Consider the following 20,175-nt stretch of genomic DNA (forward strand, 5'->3'; position numbering starts at 1 on the left):
CAGGTCCAGCCGGTCAACCGGCATTCCCTGCGCGACGGCTCTACGCGTAGAGTCGAGGAAGGGCGCGGTGGCTTGGGCCATTCGGCAACGCCCCGTTTCCCTTCCCCGCTCATCGAACCGGACGTGCGCGTTTCGCGCATCCGGCTCCCGGGCAAGCTCTCATGCCTTCGCCCACGGCAGGTTACGCGTCGACTTCGGCAGCCGTACCAGCCCCAACGTCTCGTAGAGGTACCGGTCGGGGAAGCGATTGTACCCCTGGCCTTGAACCCGATGCTTTTCGCATAACCACTGGCGCAGCCGATGGATGGCATGGGCATCGACCGCCCTGTAGGCCGGTGAGACCGGCCCGAGACGGAAGTAGTTCGCCCATCCGGTGAGCTTGGCATTGAGCCGCTTCACCACCTTCTCGGTTGATAACAACGTCCTGTGCCGGCCCGTCTCGTTCCTGATCGCATCGCAGATTCGCTTGATGCTCTTCTTCGATGGCTTCGAGTTGAGGTGGGCCTTCCCGGTCTTGTGGGAGTAGCACCGTCCGAACGTGTAGCCCAGGAAGTCGAACCGCTCTTCCGGCAGGTGGCAGATTCGTGTCTTGTCCTCGTTGACCGCCAGTTGCAGTTTCTTGATGACCTCTCGCATCGTCTGCATGGCGATGTCGGCCGTACCCTTGCAGCAGATCACCAAGTCGTCGGCATAGTTGACCATGACGGCCTTCAGCCGCCGCCGCGCGCCCGATTGTCTCCACCACAACACCAGCCGTCGCATGTACAGGTTCGCCAGCAGCGGGGAGATCGGAGAGCCCTGCGGGATGCCGCGGTGCTCGTCCCGATTCCACGTGGTCCGACGCTTGCGCCCGCGATCGTCCGTCTCCTCGACCGGCGCCTCGATCCACATCTTGATCAGATGCAGCATGTGCCGGTCGGAGATCCGGCGCGCCACTGATTTCATCAGCGGTCCGTGCGGTATCTCGTCGAAGTAGCCACGCAGGTCCGCGTCGACGACGGCCGTGTACCCCAGATTGAGCAGGCGGTTCACGGTCTCCACCGCGTCCAGCGCAGTCTTGCCGGCGCGGTACGCATATTGCTCGGGCTCCAGATCGGCTTCGAAGATGGGCTCGAGCACCAGCATCGCCGCCGTCTGAACCACCCGGTCGCGTATCGTCGCGATCCCCAGAGGTCGCATTTTCTTGCTGTTCGGCTTCGGAATGTAGACCCGTCTGACCGCTTGCGGCCGATACGTCTTGTTCCTGAGCTCTTCCGCCAGTTCTCCGAGCCACGGATTCCAGCCATTGTCGACATCCGGGTTCTTGTGATCCGCGGACGACGCACCTTGGCCTCCATACGCCTCGATGGCCTCGAACGTCTGACCGTCCACACCAGCCGCGCCGCCATTGGCTTTGCATCTGGCATAGGCGAAGCTCAGAACATCCGCCCGAGACACCTTGTCGTACAGAAGATAGAACCTGAACCCGGGTTCTGCCTTCGCTTTCGCATGTAACGCAGTCTGCAGCTTCCGGACACTTGGTGGAGTTTCGAGGTGACCCAATCTCCCCTCCCGCGCCACTTTCTACATTGGCCTGAACGAGGGCTCCTTCCCTCCACCGGCATTACCCGGCTTCCCCGGTACTACGAGCCCATCCGACTCCCCGCCGCGCCCGGCCTGACCTTCACAGGCCTCCGGTTGGTCTCTCGCTCGACCGCGCGATGGGGTCTCCCGTGTTGCTTCGGTTCTCGTTGTGGACGTGCCGTCGTCACTACCCCGGTGGAGCCGCTGGGTGCGCGTGTCGCTCTCTTCCCCAGCGATGTCAGCTTTCCCTGTAATAAGGCCAGGTCAGCCTCCACATCGAGCTTTTCGAGGCCTGCTCAACGTTCACTCGTGTTACAGCCCGCCCACTCGCCAAGTCACCTCGTGACCCTCTCCACCGGAGGCTTCAGCCGGGTCGTTACCTCGCCGACTGCTCCGATTGCTACCGGCTGGAACGACATTTGCCGGAAGGGACTTTCACCCTCTCAAGAACCGCGCCTTTCCACGGCGCACCTTATACGCACTCTCCCCGGGGACCGGCTTGATTGCCCCCGTGACCGGCGGATCATCGTCCCCACCGGCTTGGCCTCAGCATCGGGAGACCAGGACCATGCGATTTCGGCGTGCGCCAGGACTGTTCGTCCGCACGGCATCATCCGTGCTGCAGTCCACAGCGCCCGTCGCATCCCACCCCGCGTGTCGTGACGATCGCGATACGCCCCTCGTGCCGGGGCGGGACGACCTGAACGAAGCATGATTTCTGATAAAAAGAAACAACGAAATTTTGCGACGCGGGACTGGACAGGGCAAATCAGCTTGAAGCGACTGACGAAAATCCTTTCGGCGCGCAGACGGATTCGACGCCGGCCGCACCGGCTGACGCTCGAAGAATACACAAGGCCGCGCCACCGATTTGCCCGACGGGCACGCGCGAGGGCCAGTGTCGCGCCGCGCTCGGACCGATCCCTCAGATCACCGCGCCGGATGCGTAGGCGCTGGCCCAACGCGGAAACCCGTTCTCCATGGCGCGCGCCGCGGCGCGATCCCAGTCGTAGGTCAGCGCGAACAACTCCGCCTGCCAATGTCCGCGCCGCTCCGTCAGAACGGCATAGCGCGCGTGCGGCGAGCGATATTCGAGCTGGGCAGCGACGGGGATGTCGCCGAATACGGGGCAGCCGACGCTGCCGGGATTGACGACCAGAGGCCCGCGCGGCACTTGCACCATCGCCTGCCGATGGCTGTGGCCACACAGCACCAGCGTGGCGCCGCCGAGATTGACGAGACGCGCGGCCAGCACGTCGCGACGCGCCGAGACGTAGCGGCCGTCGTCGAGCATCTCTTCGAGGAGGCAGGTGCTGTCGTCATCCGGCGTGCCGTGGACGGCAAGAATGCCCTGCTTCAACGCGATCCGCGCCGGCAAGGCATGCAACTGGCGTCGCTGCTCAGGCGTGAGCGCCGCACGCGCGAAGCGGCCGGCCGGCGACAGCTTCTCCTCCGGCCATTCCTCGATCCAGCGGTCATGATTGCCGCGCACCGTCGGCAGCGCCAGCGACTGCAGCAGCTCGAAGGTTTCCTGCGGCCATAGCGGGCTGGTGACGCAGTCGCCGAGATTGACGGTGGCATCGACGCTGCGGGTCGCGATGTCGGCGAGCACGGCCTCCAGTGCCGGAAGATTGCCATGCACATCGGAAATCACGGCCAGTCGCATTGTCGTTTCCTCGCGTCGCAATTCGTAGTGATCACTTGAGACAGAGCCATAGCATGATCGTCATTGCGAGCGAAGCGAAGCAACCCAGGGCGACCCAGGAACTATGGATTACTTCGCTTCGCTCGCAATGACGGCGCAAACGTAGGGTGGGCAAAGCGGCGCCGAAGGCGGCGCGTGCCCACCATCGCGATCATGTTGTGGAACGGTGGGCACGGTGCTCGCGACGCTGGCGCGTCGCTGTGCGCCTTTGCCCACCCTACGATTCTCTCATTGCGGCGCATTGATCGCGAACACATCGGCGCGCTCGATGATCAGGTCGCGAAACAGACGCGCCCTATGCGACATCCATTGCGGATCGGGATAGACGACGTGCAGCGGCAGCGACGGGACGTCGTAGTCGGGCAGCAAGTGGATCAGCTTGCCCGACGCGATATGCTCCACCGCGCACCAGTCCGGCAGCACGGCAGCGCCGAGCCCTTCCAGCGCGGCCAGGGTCATGATGTCGGCGTCATCACACGTGAGCGATGGCATGATGCCGACGACGTGGCGGCCGGTCTCGGACTCGAAGCTCCATTCGTTCTTTGGCGACAACCGCGAATAGGTCACGCAGGGGAGCTCGCGCAGATCGTTCGGCAGCCGCGGCTGACGGTGCCGGGCGAGCAGCGTGGGCGCCGCGACCAGTAGCCGCTTCACGGTGCCGACGCGGCGCGCGACCAGCGAGCTCGAGCTGAGCACGCCAATGCGGACGGCGAGCTCGGTTGCGGTTTCGACGAGGTCAACGAACTGCTCGGTGAACCGGATGTCGAGCCGCACCTCGGGATAACGGCGGCTATATTCGGCGAAGACGTCGCTGAAGAAATAGCGGCCGAACGAGGTCGGCACCGTCATCCGCAAGGTCCCGGAGGGCGCGCCGACGCGCTTCGGCGACGGCATGCCCGCGCTCTCGAACAAGGTGACGATGTCCTTGGCGAGCTTGAGGACGCGATCGGCCTCGGTGGTCGGACGCAGCTTGCGCGTGGTGCGGACGAACAGGCGGCAGCCGAACTGCTCCTCCAAGAGCGCGATGCGCTTGGTGATCGCCGGTTGTCCCAAGCCGAGATCGGCCGCGGCCTGGGTGAAGCTGCCGGCCTCCATGACGCGGATGAAGGTCTGCAGCGCGTCGATCCGGTCCATCCATTCCTCCCCGGAATGAGTTTTATTCTCCTCATTCCGTATACGTCAGGAGGCGGCCTGGTCTAGCCTCTCAAAAAATCAAACGGAGGGAGACCATGGAGAAGTCGATTGGCATTGTCGGAGCCGGCATCGGCGGGCTGCATCTCGCGCTCTATCTGCAAAAGCATGGCGTCCGGGCGACGGTCCTGACCGACCGCGAGCCCGAGCAGTATGCTGCAACGCGGCTGATGAACACGGTGGCGCACCACGGCGTCACGGTGGCACGCGAGAACGAGCTCGGCGTGAACCATTGGGACGATCCTGATGTCGTCTATCACCACCATGATCACTTCTTCAATTTTCCGGGCAGCCCCCTGCTCTTCCGCGGCGCGTTCAAGCAGCCGAGCCGGGCCGTCGACTATCGGATCTATTTGCCGGCGCTGATGAAGGATTTCGAGGATCGCGGCGGCGCGATCGAATATGCCAGCATTCAGGACGACGACATTCCGGCCCTGGTGGCGCGCTTCGACCTGCTGGTGGTATCGACCGGCAAGGGCGCGCTGGGGCGGATGTTCAGCCACCGGCCGGAGCTGTCGCCCTACAACCAGCCGCAGCGCCTGCTCTGCGTCGGCCTCTATGACGGCGTCGACCACGGCAGCCCCGACGGCGACGATCCGCGCGGCGTGACGCTGTCGGTCTCGCCGGGGCATGGCGAGATGATCGTGATCCCGACGCTCACCTTCGGCGGCATGAAGACAGCGCTGCTGATGGAGAACATTCCCGGCGGCGACATGGCCGAGCTGGTGTCGCTCAACTACGACGCCGATCCCTCGGGCTTCCGGCGGATGCTGCTCGACAAGCTGGAGAAGCACCATCCGCACACCTACAACCGGATCGACACGCACCGCTTCGATCTGCAGCCGCTGGACCTCTTGCAGGGCGCCGTGGTGCCGACCGTGCGGCGCTCCTCGGTCAGCTTCGACGACGGCAAGATCGCGATCGCGCTCGGCGACGTGCACTCCGTGGTCGATCCGATGATGGGCCAGGGTGCCAACATGGCCTCCTATGCCGCGTTCGAGCTTGGCAAGGCGATCACCGAGGCGGTGGCGTTCGACGACCGCTTCGTCGAGACGGTGGATCGCGCGCGTGAGAACCGCGTGCTTGCCGCAGCGCGCTGGACCAACCTGATGCTGCAGCCGCCCTCGGAGGCGATGGGGCGGTTGATCTTCACCATGGCGCAGGATCGCGGGCTCTGCGACGAGTTCACCGACAATTTCAACTATCCGGAGCGGCAATGGGACCGGCTGGCGAGCGAGCGGCGGATTCATGCCTGGATCGATGACCGAGCAAAGCTTGCAGCGTGATGGCGGAGAGAAGCCGATGAGCCATCAGCCGGACCCGGCCAGTTTTCGCGCGGCCGCGTCGCGGTTCTCGACCGGTGTGACCGTGGTGACCAGCAGCGGCGAAGACGGCGCGGCGGTCGGCATGACCGCCAACAGCTTTACCACGGTCTCGATGCAGCCTCCGACGGTGCTGGTGTCGCTGAAGCGCGGCCGGACGTGGCAGGCGGTGAGCACGACACGTCGCTATGCGGTCAATGTGCTCGCCGCCGACGCCGTCGCGATATGCCGGCATTTCGCCGGCACCCCGCTGGCCCAACGAGCACCAGCGCTTGACGCGCGCGACGGGTTCTTCCTGCTGCCGCAGGCCATCGCGCAGTTCGGCTGCGAGGTCGTCAGCACGATCGAGATCGCCGACCACACGCTGTTCATCGGCGAAGTCCGCTGGTGCCGGCACCAGGACGGCCTGCCGCTGGCGTTCTACGCCAGCCGCTTCCGCAATGGTTTGGGAGCGGAAATTCAGCCGAACGACGCGCTCGCCTATCCGGCGGAGGGCTGGACCATCTGAGCGTGACCGTGCCCTGGAGTGACGGCAGCCCCCTGCCGCACGACGATGGAAAATGAAGCGGTTCGCCGGGACGACTTAGTGAGCCAAACATCGTCACATTGAAGACTGCGGGTCCGGCACAGTCGTGAGGCTCAACCGCCGATCGGTCCGGGGTCGATGCCCCCCGTTGTGGCGGCTCCAGGATGACCGGAGCGCGGCCACGTGACGATCGAACCTAAATTTTACCGCCCACCCCGCCTCGTCGTCAAATGGATCGGCACCGCAGGCGCCAGCCCTGCGGCCGGTGGTCCACAGGAGTTGCGCGCGTCGTCAGCTAGCGGCGCTCGTTCAGCCTGTGATTCCACGCCATTCGCCTTGACCGGGGTGGTCGCGGCTTGATCTAACCGAGGCCGTTTCTCCTTCCCCCGGGAACCTCAGGCCATGCGCATCGCCACCTGGAACGTCAATTCGGTCCGGCAGCGGATCGATCACCTCCTCACCTGGTTGAAGGAGTGCGCGCCGGACATCGTCTGCCTGCAGGAGATCAAGTGCACCGATGACGCATTCCCCAGGCTGGAGATCGAGGCGCTCGGCTACAACGTCGTGACGCACGGCCAGAAGACCTTCAACGGCGTGGCGCTGTTGTCGAAGCTGCCGTTCGACGAGACCAAGTCCGGGCTCGATGGGGATGCCGAGGATGTGCATGCGCGCTTCCTGGAAGGCGTGGTCAGCCTGAAGCACGGCGTCGTCCGCATCGCCTGCCTCTATCTGCCCAACGGCAATCCGCCGAACACGGAAAAATATCCCTACAAGCTCAAATGGATGTCGCGGCTTCGTGACTATGCGCGTGAACGGCTGAAGACCGAGGAGCCGCTGATCCTCGCAGGCGACTTCAACGTCATCCCCACGGCGGCCGATGTCTCCAATCCGGAAGCCTGGGTCGAGGACGCGCTGTTCCGCCCGCAGACGCGCGAGAGCTTCCAGGCGCTGCTCGGCCTCGGGCTCACGGACGCGCTGCGCGCGGTGACCGATGCGCCCGGGCAATACACGTTCTGGGACTATCAGGCGGGCGCCTGGCAGAAGAACATGGGGATCCGAATCGATCATCTGCTGCTGTCGCCGCAGGCCAGCGACCGGCTGGTCGAGGTCGGCATCGACAGTTATGTCCGCGCCTGGGAGAAGCCGTCCGACCACGTGCCGGTATGGGCCGATTTCGATCTCGAGACGGCGTAGAGTTCAAGGACGGTTCCCGTGATGCGTTACTCACGGCGGCAATTGTTTCCGCTCGCGCTCGTGCCCCTGCTGGTGAAGCCCGCGCTCGCAGCCGACCTCCAAGAGACAATTGCGGGCATCGAGGCCGACAGCGGCGGGCGGCTCGGCGTGGCGCTGCTGGACACCGCGAGCGGCGCCCTGAGCGGCCACCGGCTCGACGAGCGGTTCCCGATGTGCAGCACCTTCAAGGCGCTGCTGGCGGCCGCGATCCTGACCAAGGTCGATGCCGGCGCCGAGCAGCTGGCGCGCCGCATTCCGATCGCGCAAGGAGACATCCTGTCCTATGCGCCGGTCACCAAGGCCTATGTGGGGACGTCGGGCCTGTCGGTCGGTGAATTGTGCGAGGCGACCGTGACGCTCAGCGACAACACGGCGGCGAACCTGCTGCTGGCGTCGCTCGGCGGTCCGACCGGACTGACCCGCGCCATCCGCGGCTTCGGCGACGCCATCACCCGGCTCGACCGCATCGAGCCCGAGCTAAATGAAAGCGTGCCGGGCGATCCCAGGGACACCACGACGCCGGCGGCGATGGCGCAGACCTTGGCGAAGCTGACGACCGGCAACGCGTTGTCGGCCGCGTCGCGCGATGTCCTGAACGGATGGCTGATCGGCTGCAAGACCGGTGGTGCCAAGCTGCGCGCCGGCCTGCCCGGCGAATGGCGCGTCGGCGACAAGACCGGTTCCGGCGAGCGCGGCAGCAGCAACGATGTCGCGGTGATCTGGCCGACGGGGCGCGCGGCTGTGATCGTGACGAGCTATCTCACCGGGACCAAGGCGGACGACGACAAGCGCAACGCGGCTCACGCCGCGGTCGGCCGCGCCGTCGCCAGCGCGCTCGGGGCCTGAGCCGCCGCCTCGCGATAGATCGCGGCGATCGCGTCGAATCCGGTGCGCAGCTGGCGCATCTCGCGGCCGGCGAGGCGCACGCCGAGACCGGCGCTATCCGGCAGCAGGCTCGCCGCAGCATAGAGGGCGCCGATGCAGGACAGCGCATCGGCGAGACGCTGGCGGAGCGCGGTGAGATCGTGCGTCGGGGGCAGCATCAGCACGGCCGAGCCGAACGCGCGATGGCCCTTGAAGACGGCGACATCGGGATCGCGCAGCTGCATGCGGTCGATCAGGAGCGGCTCCTCGCCCGTCCGGCGCACGACGAGCGTGGAGTCGAGCTCGCGGAACAAGCGCCCCTGCCCGTCCGGGTCATGCATCGTGAAGGCGTCGGTCACGAGCGCCGATGCATCGGCGGCGCAGTCCAGGTCGAGCACTTGGCACAAGGCAGCCCCGGGAAACAGAATGCGCGGCTCGGGTCGGTAGTCGAGCGACGCGCCGGCCGCGACGCGCAGCAGCACCTGCTCTACCGCCCGCGCGCCCGGCTCGGCGCGATACACTGACGTTGCGCCCTGCGTCGTCACGCAGGCCGCCGCACCCGGGCCAAGCGTGAAGCGTTGCGTCAGCCGGTCCTCGCCATGCACCGCGCCACTGCCGGTCTGCAGGATCACGCTGAGGAGATCAGGCCGCTCTGCATCGGTGTGGAAGCTGCGCGTCAACACGAACGGCCAGGCGAACAACCGGCGATCGATCACCGTACGGCCGCCGCGGCGAACGAAGGAGAGATCGAGCCGCGGCGGCTCTGGGGCTGAAGCGCTCACGTGCGGAACAGCACCTCGCGCTCGAGCAGGTCGACGATCGCTTCAACGCCCTCGCCGCGCCGGCAGTTGGTCAAGAGCACGGGCCGGCCACCGCGCACCTCCGTCGCCTCGCGCTGCATGCGGGCGAGATCGACGCCGACATGCGGAGCGAGATCGACCTTGTTGATGACGAGCAGATCGGCGCGGACCACGCCGGGACCGCGCTTGCGCGGGATGTCGTCGCCGCCGGCGACGTCGATCACGAACATCCAGAAATCGGTGAGGTCGCGCGAGAACGTCGAAGCGAGATTGTCGCCGCCGCTCTCCAAGAGGATCAGCTCGACGCCGGGAAAGCGCCGCTCCAATTCGTCGGCGGCCTCGATGTTGAGCGTCGGGTCCTCGCGGATCACGGTGTGCGGGCAGGCGCCGGCCTCGACCGCCGAGACTCTTTCAGGATCGATCAGGCCGGAGCGGCGGACGCGCTCGGCATCCTCTGACGTGACGAGATCGTTGGTGATGATTGCGATGTCGATGCCGCGCGCCTGCAGCGCCGGGATCAGGCGTTCGACCAGCGCCGTCTTGCCGGAGCCGACGGGGCCGCCGACGCCGACGCGCGCCGCGGTCATGGGCTGATCGACGCGGGTGAGAACGAGCCGGCTCATCGCAGCATGAACCTCCTTGCGAGCGGCACCGTGGTGGCCGGCGGGCACATCAGCAGCTTGCCGTCGGCGCGCACCTCGAACGTCTGCGGATCGATCTCGACATGCGGCATCGCCGCGTTTCTGATCATGTCGGTCTTGCGCAGGCGACGGACATTCTTGATCTGCACGGTCTCACGTCCAAGCCCGAGCTTGCGGCGGATGTCGGCCTCGACCGCGAGCTTCGACATGAAGTTCACGCCGAGCCGCTGGGGCGCAGCACCGAGCGCGCCCCACATCCGCTTCTGGATCATCGGCTCCGACAGGCCGAGGCTGCCATTGCCGTCGCCCATCGCCGCCCACACCGGGAAGCCGTTCTTGATCACCATGTAGGGCTTGAGGCCGAACGAGGCGCGCGGCCACAGCACCAGATCGGCCATCTTGCCCACCTCGATCGAGCCGACGACATGATCGATGCCGACGGCAACAGCGGGATTGATGGTGAGCTTGGCGACGTAGCGCTTGATGCGCTCATTGTCGGCGCGCGCGGTCGTCTCCTCCGGCAGCCGGCCGATGCGGTCCTTCATCACGCTGGCGAGCTGCCAGCATTTGGCGACGTTCTCGGCGAGCCGGCCCATCCCCTGCGTGTCGGTGCCGAAGATCGAGATCGCGCCCATGTCGTGCAGGAAATCCTCCGCCGCCATCGACTGCGCGCGCACCCGCGCCTCGCCGAACATGACGTCCTCGGGGGCGTTGTAGTTGAGCTGATGACAGATCATCGTCATCGGTACGCCCTCCTCCATCCCATACGAGGTGTAGGGATTGGTCGGATTGGTCGAGGACGGGATCACGTTGGGCCAGGACACGACCTTGAGCAGGTCGGGCGCATGGCCGCCGCCGGCGCCCTCGACGTGGTACATGTGGATGGTGCGGCCATCGACCGCGGCCATCGTGTCCTCGCAGAAGCCGTATTCATTGATCGAGTCGGTATGCAGATGGACGGCGAAATCGTTGCGGTCGGCGGCGATCAGGCTCTTGTCGATCACGTCGGGCGCGGCGCCGAAATCCTCGTGGATCTTGACGGACATGCCGCCGGCCGCGACCGCCTCCTCGACCGCTTCGGGGTTGGAGCCGCCGCGGCCGAACAGCGCGTAGTTCAGCGGCGAGAACTCGATCGATTTGAGGAAATGGCCGAAGTTCGGCCCCGAGCCGCTGCCGACGTCGAAGACAGGCCCCGAGCCGTTGCCAACCAGGGTCGTGGTGCCGCCGGCCAGGGCATGATCGGATTGTTCTGGCGAGATCAGATGCGCGTGGGATTCGATCGCGCCCGCCGTGACGATGAACGGGCCGCCGGCGATCGGCGCGGTGGTGTGTCCCACCACCATGTCCGGATGCACGTCCGGCATCACGTCGGGGTTGCCGGCCTTGCCGATGCCGACGATGCGGCCGTCGCGAATGCCGATGTCGGCCTTCACGATGCCGGCGACGGCATCGATGATGGTGGCGTTCTTGATGACGACGTCGAGCACCTTGTGTTGACAGGTGCGATGGCCGGCGATGGCCTCGCCGTCGCGCAAATTCTTGCCGGCGCCGACCAAAAGCTCATGACCGTAGATGGTGTAGTCGTGCTCGATCTCGGCGAGCAGGCTGGTGTCGGCGAGCCTGACGAGATCGCCCTTGGTCGGACCGTAGAGCTCGGCATAGGCGCGGCGGGTCAGCGTGGCCATGATCTCAGGCTCCCAGGTAGCCGCGCGACTGCGCGAGCTTCAACGCGGCTTCGCGCGCGCCGGCCGCATCGAGCGGGCCGTTGACGAGACCGGCCTGGCCGCGCACGATCCGGTCGCCGGTGATCGGCACGAGGCGTACCGATTTGGTGACGCCCGGCTCGAAGCGGACGCCGAGTCCAGCCGGACGATCGATCTTCATGCCCCAGGCGGCGGCACGATCGAACAACAGTGCGCGGTTGACCTCGAAGAAATGGGTATGGCTGCGCACCTGGATGTCGCGGTCGCCGGTGTTGACGACGTCGAGCGTGACCGCCGGCAGCGCAGTGAACATCGCGATGTCGTCGCCGCCCGCAATGATTTCGCCGGGCACGAACTCGTCACCCGCGGTGCCGTCGGCCGGCTGGATCGGCTCGAACAGCGCCATCACCTTGGTGCCCTCGGCGAACATCAGCTCGACATAGAGCATCGGGATCATCTGCGCGACGCCGGGTTCGACGTCGTCGGTGGTGAGCAGCCGTCCCGCCATGTCGCGGATCTCCGCGTAGGGCAGATTGCGGCGCGCGGCGGTCATCACCTCGTCGGTGATGTAGGCCACGGCCTCGGGATGGCTGAGCCTGATGCCGAGCAAGCGGTTGCGCCGCGCCATCTGCGCGGCGTTGAAGATCACGAGACGATCCATCTCGGTCGGCGACAGGTTCATCATGGCGCAACCTCTCAGGTCGTGAACATGCGCACGTGCCGCAGCGGACCGCGCGACACGGCGATGTCGATGAAGGGCGTGAAGCTCGACGGCATGGGGTCATCGTCGGGCGTATCGGCCAGCAAATCGGAGAGCAGCGCGCGGGCGCGCGCGAGGCTGCGCTGGGAGTCGATGTGGCCGATCAGGCCGAGCCGCACGGCGGCACTGACGAGGCCCGTGATGAGGGTCCAGCCGGAAACGAGCTCCGCCGCATCGAGGCCGAGGCCAGCATCACGGCCGGCAATGGCTTGCACGACGGCGAGATGGCCGAGCCGAGCATCCGCCGAGACGCACGCGCGATAGGACACGGACAAGGGACCGGCGAGCTTGACCCAGACGCCGAGCAGCGCCCTGCCCGCGCGCCGCGAGCCGTCGCGCATCTCAGCCGACGGCGTGGTGGCCTCGGCAAGGCGATCGACGGTGGCGATGGCGGCGGTGTCGCAGGCGCGCCAAGCGCGGCGCAGCAGGATGCGGTCCATGCTGGCCCAGCGCTGCTGCAGATGATCGGCGATGACGCCATCGAGATCGTCGCGGTTCGACAGCAGGCCGTCGGCGGCGAGGCCCTCGATGCCCCACGAGAAGGCGAAGCCGCCGGCTGGAAACGCGCTGTCGCCGAGTTGCAGGAGCGCCAGCGCCTCGGCACGATCAAACATGATCGCGCTCCACGACCTCGCCGGACTCGATCAAAGGCATGATGCGCGCGCGATAGGTCTCGAGCGGCGCATCGAGCAGCACGACGAGACAATCGTCTTCGAAGCGAACCCGCCAATGCAGATTGCCGGCGTGCCAGCCGAGCTTGAGCGCGCTGGCCGGATCGCGCGGCGTGAGGTGCCAGACCCTCTGCTCGCCGAAACGGGCGATGATGGCGCGATCGGATTCCAGATAGAGCAGCGCGCCGTCGATCAGATCCTCGTCGCGATCGAGGCTGACCGCGCAATCGGTGCCGCGATCAGTCGTCAGGCGGAAGCGCTTGCGGCCGGCATCGGCGGGCGGCACGAACAACAGCTCGATGCCGCCGCGATGTTCAAGGGCGTGCAGTTGCCGGGCATAGGCCCTGTCGTCGGCGCGTCCTATGATGCCGTGCAGGCGGAGCATCGGCGTTGGTCCTCTTTGTTCGTCAGTTCTCGGCATTGGGGCCTCATGGTTCGAGACGCCCGCCAAGTGGCGGGCTCCTCACCATGAGGGTTGAGAGTTTCGCGGTGGGTTAGCTTCGCTGTGAGTTTTCTCCCGCCACAGCCACCGTCCTCGTCCTGAGGAGCCCGCCGCAAGGCGGGCGTCTCGAAGGACGATTGGTTTGCTCAAGTACCTCCGCGCCCTACCGCAGCGTCGCCGAGACCTCCTGCGAGGTCACGAGAATGACCTCGCCGTCAAGGATCGGCTTGGCGATGCCGAAGAAGGTCGCCACCGCGGCGGAGCCGTTGTGGCGGTCCATCGCGGCCTTGTCGGCGAAGCGCTCGTAGGTCGTGAACAGACCGGGCTCGGCCTCGCTCTGCGAGATGAAGAACCCGATCGTCTCCGGCTCGCTCTCCGCGACATGGGCCGCGACGGCGACGAGGGCGTCGCGCATCGTGGCCTCGTGTCCCGCCTTGGCCCTGATGACCGCGGTGATGGTGATCATCAGAACGTCTTCCAGTCACCGTCGGCCTCGAACGCGCTCGCCGCCTGGTAGATCGTGGACTCGCCATAGTCCTTGCCGATCAGCATCAGGCCGACCGGCAGGCCGTCCGACAAGCCGCACGGCAAGGTCATCGCCGGATGGCCTGTCACGTCGAACGGGCTGGTCGTCGCGGTCATCTCGAAGGCGCGCTGCACGACCTCGGCGAGCGGCGCATCCTTGGCCGGGATCGGCGTGGCGACGCACGGCAGGGTCGGCATCAGCAGCAGATCATAGGAGCCGAACATCGCATCATAGGCCGCCTTGGCTTGAATCGCGATGTTGCGCGACTTGGCGTAGTAGCGGCCACGATAGTGCTCGAGGCCCCACTGCCCGACCAGCATGGTCAGCTTCAGCGTCACCGACAGGTCGTCGGCGCGCGTGCGCCAACCGGAATGCGCATCGAGCAGGCCAACGTCATACAGGCCCTTCCAGTTGAAGCCCATGCCGTTGCCGAGCATCATCTGCACCAGGAAGCCTTCGAGCGTGATCGGATTCCACGCCGCCAGCGCATGCATGTGCTCGGGGATCGAGACCTCGGACACCGAGGCGCCCAGCTTGGCGAAGCGCTCGGCACCGGCCTTGACCTTGCTGACGACGCCCTCTTCCATGTTCGGCGCGCTGAAGCCCTCCTTGAGCACGCCGATCTTGAGGCCCTGGACGCCCTTGCCGAGCGCCTCGGTGTAGGCGGAGACCTTCGGCGCATATTGCCTGGGATCGAGCCCGTCGGCGCCGGCCAGCACTTCGAGCAGCAGCGCATTGTCGGCAACCGACTTGGTCATCGGTCCCGTGTGGTCGATCGTCGACTCGATCGGCATCACGCCGGTGTAGGGCACGAGACCGTGGGTCGCCTTCATGCCGTAGATGCCGCAATAGGACGCGGGGATGCGGATCGAGCCGCCCTGGTCGCCGCCGATGGACATGTCGACCTCGCCGGCCGCCACCAGCGCGGCGCTACCCGAGGACGAGCCGCCGGCCGAATAGCCCATCTTCCAGGGATTGTGCACTGGCGCGGGATTGGAAGTGTGGCTGCCGCCGGACAGGCAGAAGTGCTCGCAGACCGCCTTGCCGACGATGGTGCCGCCGGCATCGAGGATGCGGGAGACGATGGTGGCGTCGGCGGCGGGAATGAAACCCTCGAGCGTGGTCGAGCCGTTCATCATCGGCACGCCGGCGAGCGCGACGTTGTCCTTCAGCACCACGGTGCGGCCTGCGAGCTTGCCGCCCGCTGCGCCCTTGACCTCGGTCTTGATCGCCCAGGCGTTGTACTTGTTCTCCTTCGCCGGCGGCTTGGCGCCCGGCGTACGCGGATATTTCACCGGCGGCAGCGGGTTCGGCAACTCATCGATGATGTCGTACTGATCGAACATGCCACCCATCAGCGACAGATATTCGGCGGCCTCCTCGACCGTCATGTTCATATGCAGGCTGGCGGCGAGATCGGCGACTTCCTCGGCATTCGGGCGTTTGATGGACATGAGTCATCCTTTCTTGTGAGGACAAGCTGGGCAGAGACAGCAAATTGTCAGTTCAATGGTCCGGCGCAGCGCGCCGGTAGATTCTAGCTCGGGACCATCTGACCTTCCCGGGCCAGCAGAGTCTCACGGTCGAGCTCCTCGGTGATGCGCCCCTTCTGGATGTGCAGGATGCGATCGGACAACGACGTGATGAATTCGAGGTTCTGCTCGACCACGATCAAAGACATCTTCCAGCGCATCTTCAGCGCCAGCAGGGTCTCGATGATCTCCTCGATGATCGATGGCTGGATGCCTTCAGTCGGCTCGTCGAGCAGGATCAGCCTCGGCTTGGTGCAGAGGCAGCGCGCCAGCGCCAGCAGTTGCTGCTCGCCGCCGGACAGCGCGCCGCCGCGACGATCGAGCAGCCGGACCAGCCGCGGGAAATCCTGGAGCACGGCATCAATGACGCTGCGATCTTCCTTGGGCGCGGATGCGAGGCCCATGCGCAGATTTTCCATGACCGACAGGTCCGGGAAGATCTCGCGGCCCTGGGGCACAAGGCCGATGCCGAGCCGCGAGCGCTCATGCGGCTTCAGATGCGTGATGGTCTTGCCGGCGAACACGACCGAGCCGTCGGTGGTCGGCAGATGCCCCATCAGCGTGCGCAGCGCGGTGGTCTTGCCCATGCCGTTGTGACCGAGAATGCCGAGATACTCGCCATCGGCCACCGTCATGTCGATGCCGAACAGGATCGGGATCCGGCCGTAGCCGGATTTGAGCCCCTTGACCTCGAGGAGCGTGCTCATGCGGCCACCTTCTTGCCGAGATAGACGTCGCGCACGCGCTGGTCGGCGAGCACCTTGTCGACGGTGTCCTCGACCAGCACGCGGCCCTGGTGGAACACGGTCACGCGCTTGGCGATCTGCTTGATGAACTCCATGTCGTGCTCGACCACGACAATGGCGCGGGTCTGGTTGATCTCGCGGATGATCGCCGCGGTGTGGAAGGTCTCCTCGTCGGTCATCCCCGCGGCGGGCTCGTCGAGCAGGATCAGCTCCGGCTCGGCGGCGAGCACCATGCCGATCTCGACCCATTGCCGCTGGCCGTGCGACAGGGTGGCGACGATGCTGTCGGCGTAGTCGGTCAGCCGGATCATCTCGAGCACGGCATTGACCGCCGGACCCTGCTGGCGCGGCGTCGCCTTGCGGCGCACCGCCATCCAGATGTTCTCGCGCACCGAGAGGCCGTTGAACACATTCGGGACCTGGGTCTTGATGCCGATCCCCATCCGCGCGATCTCGTGCGACAGCTTGCCCGCGATCGGCATGCCACGGAATGCGATGCTGCCCGACGTCGGCACCAGTTGTCCGGTCAGCGTCTTGAAGAACGTGCTCTTGCCGGCGCCGTTCGGGCCGATCAGGCAGCGCAGCTCCATCTCCTGAAGCGTGAAGTTGATGTCGTCATTAGCGACCACGCCGCCGAAGCGCATCGTCAGGTGCTCGGCCTTGAGCAGAGGAACCAGGTCCGCCATGTCATTCGGCTCCTGCGGGATGCGGCGCCGCCGCTGGCTGCATCGGGGGACCGCCGGTCTTCTTCCTGTCCGGCATCAGCCGCATCACAAGATCGCGGGCGGTCGGCACCATGCCCTTCGGCAGCAGCAGCACGAAGATCACCAGCACGCAGCCGAGCACGAGGTTGGAGTTCAAGAGCTGCTGCGAGCCGATATAGGCGACGATGTATTCGATCACGACGCAGCCGATGATCGGACCGAGCAAGGTGCCGAGACCGCCGACCGTGATCCAGATGATGATCTCGGCCGACAGCGACAGGCTGAAGATGGTGGGGCTGACAAAGGCGCCCCAGTTGACGTAGAGCGCGCCGGCAAGACCGGCGATCGCGCCGCCGAGGATGAAGGTCAGGCACTTCACGAGCCGCGGGTCATAGCCGAGCAGCGAGGCCCGCACCTCGTTCTCACGCACCGCGACGATGACGCGCCCGGCCGGCAGCGCCAGCAGCAGCCGCAGCAGCAGGAACACGCCAAGCAGCACATAGGCTGTCGTCCACCACGACTGCTCCGGCGACAGCACGGTCGACGGATCGAACGGCATGTTGAAGGTCGGCACCGCCGGCATGCCGTTGAAGCCGCCGAGCAGCGCCTTGCCGATCTTGTAGGCATCGCCCGAGGTCGAGTTGACCGAGTTGAACAGGATCAGGGTGACCGTGAGCGTGATGACGCCGAGGTAGACGTCGGAGATGCGGCCGAAGAAGATGAAGTAGCCGAGGATCGCTGCGAACAGCGCCGGAATCACGATGGCCAGCAGGATCGCAGGCGTCGAATCCTGGAAATTGATGGCCGCGATGGCATAGGCATAGCCGCCGAGCCCGAAGAACGCGGTCTGCCCGAACGACAGGATGCCGCCATAGCCCCAGATGAAGGCGAGGCTCAGCGCCAGCACCGACATCGCGGCAAACAGCGTCAGCTGCATCAGGGCGAACAGCTCGATCACGCTCGGCACGATCGCAATCGCCACGATGGCAAGGACGATCGCACCCATCTGGCCCGCAAGACGGGAGTGCTTGGGCATCACAGGTTCCCCTTGAAGAAGCGCCCGGAGATGCCCTGCGGCAGCAAGCGGATCAGCACGATCGCGGTGGTGAAGACGATGACCTCGCCATAGACAGGCGTGGTGAAGTAGGCGCCGATCTGGTTGACCGAGCCGAACAGGCTTGCCGCGGACAGCGTGCCGGAGAGGATCGCCGCGCCGCCCCCGACCACGGTCATGAAGGCTTTTGCGACATAGGCCCCGCCCATCACCGGGGTGATGCCTGACACCGGCGCCAGCAGGCCGCCGGCGAGGCCCGTCACGGCCGCACCGAGCGCGAAGGTGCTCATGTAGACGCGGGCCGGATTGACCCCGAGCGTGGCCGCCATCGCCGGGTTCTGCATCGTCGCCCGCGCCACCAGGCCGAAGCGGGTGTAGCGCATCACGCCGTAGATGATCGCCATCATGACGGCCGCCATCAACGCAAGGAACAGCGTGTAGTAGCTCGACTGGTAGGATCCGATCGAGAAGCCGCCGAGCGGCGTCGGCACGCCCTGCTGGGTGTTGCCATAGATCGTCGTGACGATCCCGATGATCAGGAGGCTGAGGCCCCAGGTCGCGAGCATCGAATCGACGAGGCGGCCATAGAGAAAGCGGATCAGGCAGCGCTCGATGACGAGGCCGACGATGCCGACGAACAACGGCGCGATGATCAGCATCGCGATCCAGATGTTCACCCCGGCGTTGGCCGAGATCACGGTGGCATAGGCTCCCAGCATGATGAACTCGCCATGGGCGAGATTGATGATCTTCATCATGCCGAAGATGATCGCGAGCCCAAGGCACAACAGGAACAGCGAGGAGATTCCGTTGAGGACGTCGAGCGCGAGGATGACGTAGATCGCCATGCGTCAGATCTTTCAAGGCAGTCCAGTGAAACCGGGCCCCGCCGGACGGCGGGACCCGGCAGGCGTCAGAGATTGATGATGTACTGCTTGACGTCGTTCGGGTTCTTGACGAGGTCGCAGACACCAGCGGTGTCGGCCGGCTTGGCGTCGGTGTAGGTCTCCAGCACCGACCATTTGCGATCCTTCACCTCGGCGAGGAACGCGTTGCGAACGGTGTGATGGGTCTGCTTGTCCAGCGAGACCTTGCCGCTGGGACCGTCGAAGACGAGGCCGCTTTCCAGCGCCTCGATCACCTTCATCCGGTCGATGCTGCCCGCCTTCTTGACGCCTTCGGCCCAGAGCATCACCCCTTCATAGGTGCACGAGGCGAGCTCGCTGATATAAGGCGAATCCGGATGCGCCTTCTTGATCTTCTCGACGAAGCTCTTGGAGGCCGGCGTGGTGAGTTCCTCGAAATAGCCGTAGGCGCCGATGATGGCGTCGCTCTCGGCGGCATCGAGCGTCGAGGGCTCGTTGACGAGGCCGAAGGTGGTCGAGGCGATCGGGATCTTCCCCTTCATGCCGGCCGCGGTCCACTGCCGGTAGAACGCGGTATGGTTGCCGCCGACCAGCGCCGACAGGATCAGGTCGGGCTTCGCCGCCTGGATCTTCGAGATCGTGGAGCCGAAATTGGTGACGTCGAGCGGGAAGAAGTCGGTCGAGAGGATCTCGCCGCCATTGTCCTTGCAGTATTTGGTCATCCACTTCGCGGTGATCTGACCGTAATTGTAGTCGGCCGCGATGATGTAGGCCTTCTTGCCGGACTTCTTCATCGCGCTCGGCACAAGCTTCTCCACGGTCTGCGCCGGCGTCGTGCCGGTGCAGAAGGTGTTGCGGTCGCAGACGCCGCCTTCGTACAGCGTGTTGTAGAAATACAGCACCTTGAAGCGGTCGAAGGTCGGCCGGATCGCCTCGCGCGAGGCCGAGGTGATGCCGCCGTGAACGACGTCGACCTTGTCCTTCACCGCCAACTGCTGGGCGTATTGCGAGTACATCTGGATGTTGGACTGGGTGTCGTAGTGGATCACCTTTAAGGGACGTCCGAGCAGGCCGCCCGCGGCATTGATCTCCTCGACGGCAAGCTGCAGCGCATAGACCATCGGCGTGCCGGAGGTGCCGATGGGACCGGACTGGTCGTGCAGGCTGCCGACCGTGATCGGATTCTCGGCCGCGAGCGCACCCGAGCGCAGCACGGCGGGTGCCGCGATCAATGTCGAGGTCGCGATGGCCGAGCGTTGCAGGAAACGACGTCGGGAGAGAGTCATAAAGGTCCCCATGGGTTGATGATGCCGGTTCATGATCCGC

Annotated in this window: 20 protein-coding genes; 4 read left to right on the plus strand and 16 right to left on the minus strand. The window is 65.7% G+C overall.

The annotated features are described in order from the left end of the window. Positions 1–159 precede the first annotated feature (159 nt). The 3 genes from ltrA to QW868_RS01110 all read right to left on the minus strand — a co-directional run bounded on the left by ltrA (position 160) and on the right by QW868_RS01110 (position 4,402). Positions 160–1,437: a group II intron reverse transcriptase/maturase gene (gene ltrA, locus QW868_RS01100; protein ID WP_316229723.1), complete on the minus strand. Its 1,278-nt coding sequence runs from the start codon at positions 1,435–1,437 to the stop codon at positions 160–162. Positions 1,438–2,488: 1,051 nt separating this feature from the next. Then, positions 2,489–3,229 (minus strand): metallophosphoesterase family protein, encoded by a 741-nt coding sequence (locus QW868_RS01105; RefSeq protein ID WP_316229724.1) that lies wholly within the window; start codon positions 3,227–3,229, stop codon positions 2,489–2,491. Between the two features lie 267 nt (positions 3,230–3,496). Then, positions 3,497–4,402: a LysR family transcriptional regulator gene (locus tag QW868_RS01110; protein ID WP_316229725.1), complete on the minus strand. Its 906-nt coding sequence runs from the start codon at positions 4,400–4,402 to the stop codon at positions 3,497–3,499. 95 nt (positions 4,403–4,497) lie between these two features. On the opposite strand from QW868_RS01110, the gene styA reads away from it, so the two are divergent. From styA to bla, 4 genes are all read left to right on the plus strand, one after another. Beyond that, positions 4,498–5,745 carry a styrene monooxygenase subunit StyA gene (gene styA, locus QW868_RS01115; protein WP_316229726.1) on the plus strand — a complete coding sequence of 416 codons (1,248 nt, stop codon included), beginning with the start codon at positions 4,498–4,500 and terminating at the stop codon, positions 5,743–5,745. Between the two features lie 16 nt (positions 5,746–5,761). Next, positions 5,762–6,289 (plus strand): flavin reductase family protein, encoded by a 528-nt coding sequence (locus QW868_RS01120; RefSeq protein WP_316229727.1) that lies wholly within the window; start codon positions 5,762–5,764, stop codon positions 6,287–6,289. A gap of 420 nt (positions 6,290–6,709) precedes the next feature. After that, positions 6,710–7,501 carry an exodeoxyribonuclease III gene (gene xth / locus QW868_RS01125; protein ID WP_315738159.1) on the plus strand — a complete coding sequence of 264 codons (792 nt, stop codon included), beginning with the start codon at positions 6,710–6,712 and terminating at the stop codon, positions 7,499–7,501. A gap of 21 nt (positions 7,502–7,522) precedes the next feature. After that, the gene (bla, locus tag QW868_RS01130; protein ID WP_410051272.1) at positions 7,523–8,386 is read left to right on the plus strand and encodes a class A beta-lactamase; all 864 of its coding nucleotides are present in this window, start codon (positions 7,523–7,525) and stop codon (positions 8,384–8,386) included. Here bla and QW868_RS01135 read toward each other — a convergent pair. From QW868_RS01135 to QW868_RS01195, 13 genes are all read right to left on the minus strand, one after another. After that, a complete protein-coding gene (locus QW868_RS01135) occupies positions 8,341–9,186 on the minus strand; it encodes an urease accessory protein UreD (RefSeq protein ID WP_316229729.1) in 846 nt (281 codons plus the stop codon). The genes bla and QW868_RS01135 overlap by 46 nt on opposite strands. Next, positions 9,183–9,827 (minus strand): urease accessory protein UreG, encoded by a 645-nt coding sequence (gene ureG / locus QW868_RS01140; protein ID WP_316229730.1) that lies wholly within the window; start codon positions 9,825–9,827, stop codon positions 9,183–9,185. The genes QW868_RS01135 and ureG overlap by 4 nt, the downstream gene beginning before the upstream one ends. Continuing rightward, entirely contained in the window at positions 9,824–11,530 is a 1,707-nt protein-coding gene (ureC, locus tag QW868_RS01145; protein WP_316229731.1) for an urease subunit alpha, read from the minus strand. Before ureC ends, ureG begins: the two co-directional genes overlap by 4 nt. Before the next feature lie 4 nt (positions 11,531–11,534). Continuing rightward, entirely contained in the window at positions 11,535–12,233 is a 699-nt protein-coding gene (gene ureB, locus QW868_RS01150; RefSeq protein ID WP_315780124.1) for an urease subunit beta, read from the minus strand. Between the two features lie 11 nt (positions 12,234–12,244). After that, positions 12,245–12,922 carry an urease accessory protein UreF gene (locus tag QW868_RS01155; protein ID WP_315780126.1) on the minus strand — a complete coding sequence of 226 codons (678 nt, stop codon included), beginning with the start codon at positions 12,920–12,922 and terminating at the stop codon, positions 12,245–12,247. Then, on the minus strand, positions 12,915–13,364 hold the full coding sequence (ureE, locus tag QW868_RS01160; RefSeq protein WP_316229732.1) for an urease accessory protein UreE: 450 nt from the start codon (positions 13,362–13,364) through the stop codon (positions 12,915–12,917). Before ureE ends, QW868_RS01155 begins: the two co-directional genes overlap by 8 nt. A gap of 220 nt (positions 13,365–13,584) precedes the next feature. Further along, positions 13,585–13,887, minus strand: coding sequence for a putative quinol monooxygenase (locus QW868_RS01165; protein ID WP_316229733.1), 303 nt, complete (start codon positions 13,885–13,887; stop codon positions 13,585–13,587). Beyond that, positions 13,887–15,401, minus strand: coding sequence for an amidase (locus QW868_RS01170; RefSeq protein WP_316160085.1), 1,515 nt, complete (start codon positions 15,399–15,401; stop codon positions 13,887–13,889). The genes QW868_RS01165 and QW868_RS01170 overlap by 1 nt, the downstream gene beginning before the upstream one ends. A gap of 83 nt (positions 15,402–15,484) precedes the next feature. Further along, positions 15,485–16,186, minus strand: a complete 702-nt coding sequence (locus tag QW868_RS01175) for an ABC transporter ATP-binding protein (protein WP_315780133.1) — start codon at positions 16,184–16,186, stop codon at positions 15,485–15,487. Beyond that, positions 16,183–16,911: an ATP-binding cassette domain-containing protein gene (locus QW868_RS01180; protein WP_316229734.1), complete on the minus strand. Its 729-nt coding sequence runs from the start codon at positions 16,909–16,911 to the stop codon at positions 16,183–16,185. The genes QW868_RS01175 and QW868_RS01180 overlap by 4 nt, the downstream gene beginning before the upstream one ends. Position 16,912: 1 nt before the next feature. Further along, a complete protein-coding gene (locus tag QW868_RS01185; protein WP_316229735.1) occupies positions 16,913–17,965 on the minus strand; it encodes a branched-chain amino acid ABC transporter permease in 1,053 nt (350 codons plus the stop codon). Continuing rightward, positions 17,965–18,831: an ABC transporter permease subunit gene (locus QW868_RS01190; protein WP_315738172.1), complete on the minus strand. Its 867-nt coding sequence runs from the start codon at positions 18,829–18,831 to the stop codon at positions 17,965–17,967. Before QW868_RS01190 ends, QW868_RS01185 begins: the two co-directional genes overlap by 1 nt. Before the next feature lie 65 nt (positions 18,832–18,896). Then, complete coding sequence (locus tag QW868_RS01195; protein ID WP_316229736.1) at positions 18,897–20,135, minus strand: ABC transporter substrate-binding protein; 1,239 nt, start codon at positions 20,133–20,135, stop codon at positions 18,897–18,899. Positions 20,136–20,175: the final 40 nt, after the last annotated feature.

This window comes from Bradyrhizobium sp. SZCCHNR1051 (assembly GCF_032489615.1).
Classification (GTDB): domain Bacteria; phylum Pseudomonadota; class Alphaproteobacteria; order Rhizobiales; family Xanthobacteraceae; genus Bradyrhizobium.

Coding starts and splice junctions, on each gene's coding strand:
- QW868_RS01155 (WP_315780126.1), bottom strand. CDS start 12,922: ATGTTTGATCGTGCCGAGGCGCTGGCGCTCCTGCAACTCGGCGACAGC.
- ureG (WP_316229730.1), bottom strand. CDS start 9,827: ATGAGCCGGCTCGTTCTCACCCGCGTCGATCAGCCCATGACCGCGGCG.
- QW868_RS01190 (WP_315738172.1), bottom strand. CDS start 18,831: ATGGCGATCTACGTCATCCTCGCGCTCGACGTCCTCAACGGAATCTCC.
- QW868_RS01110 (WP_316229725.1), bottom strand. CDS start 4,402: ATGGACCGGATCGACGCGCTGCAGACCTTCATCCGCGTCATGGAGGCC.
- ureE (WP_316229732.1), bottom strand. CDS start 13,364: ATGCTCCGCCTGCACGGCATCATAGGACGCGCCGACGACAGGGCCTAT.
- QW868_RS01120 (WP_316229727.1), top strand. CDS start 5,762: ATGAGCCATCAGCCGGACCCGGCCAGTTTTCGCGCGGCCGCGTCGCGG.
- QW868_RS01185 (WP_316229735.1), bottom strand. CDS start 17,965: ATGCCCAAGCACTCCCGTCTTGCGGGCCAGATGGGTGCGATCGTCCTT.
- xth (WP_315738159.1), top strand. CDS start 6,710: ATGCGCATCGCCACCTGGAACGTCAATTCGGTCCGGCAGCGGATCGAT.
- ureC (WP_316229731.1), bottom strand. CDS start 11,530: ATGGCCACGCTGACCCGCCGCGCCTATGCCGAGCTCTACGGTCCGACC.
- ureB (WP_315780124.1), bottom strand. CDS start 12,233: ATGATGAACCTGTCGCCGACCGAGATGGATCGTCTCGTGATCTTCAAC.
- QW868_RS01175 (WP_315780133.1), bottom strand. CDS start 16,186: ATGAGCACGCTCCTCGAGGTCAAGGGGCTCAAATCCGGCTACGGCCGG.
- bla (WP_410051272.1), top strand. CDS start 7,523: ATGCGTTACTCACGGCGGCAATTGTTTCCGCTCGCGCTCGTGCCCCTG.
- styA (WP_316229726.1), top strand. CDS start 4,498: ATGGAGAAGTCGATTGGCATTGTCGGAGCCGGCATCGGCGGGCTGCAT.
- QW868_RS01180 (WP_316229734.1), bottom strand. CDS start 16,911: ATGGCGGACCTGGTTCCTCTGCTCAAGGCCGAGCACCTGACGATGCGC.
- QW868_RS01195 (WP_316229736.1), bottom strand. CDS start 20,135: ATGACTCTCTCCCGACGTCGTTTCCTGCAACGCTCGGCCATCGCGACC.
- QW868_RS01165 (WP_316229733.1), bottom strand. CDS start 13,887: ATGATCACCATCACCGCGGTCATCAGGGCCAAGGCGGGACACGAGGCC.
- QW868_RS01170 (WP_316160085.1), bottom strand. CDS start 15,401: ATGTCCATCAAACGCCCGAATGCCGAGGAAGTCGCCGATCTCGCCGCC.
- QW868_RS01105 (WP_316229724.1), bottom strand. CDS start 3,229: ATGCGACTGGCCGTGATTTCCGATGTGCATGGCAATCTTCCGGCACTG.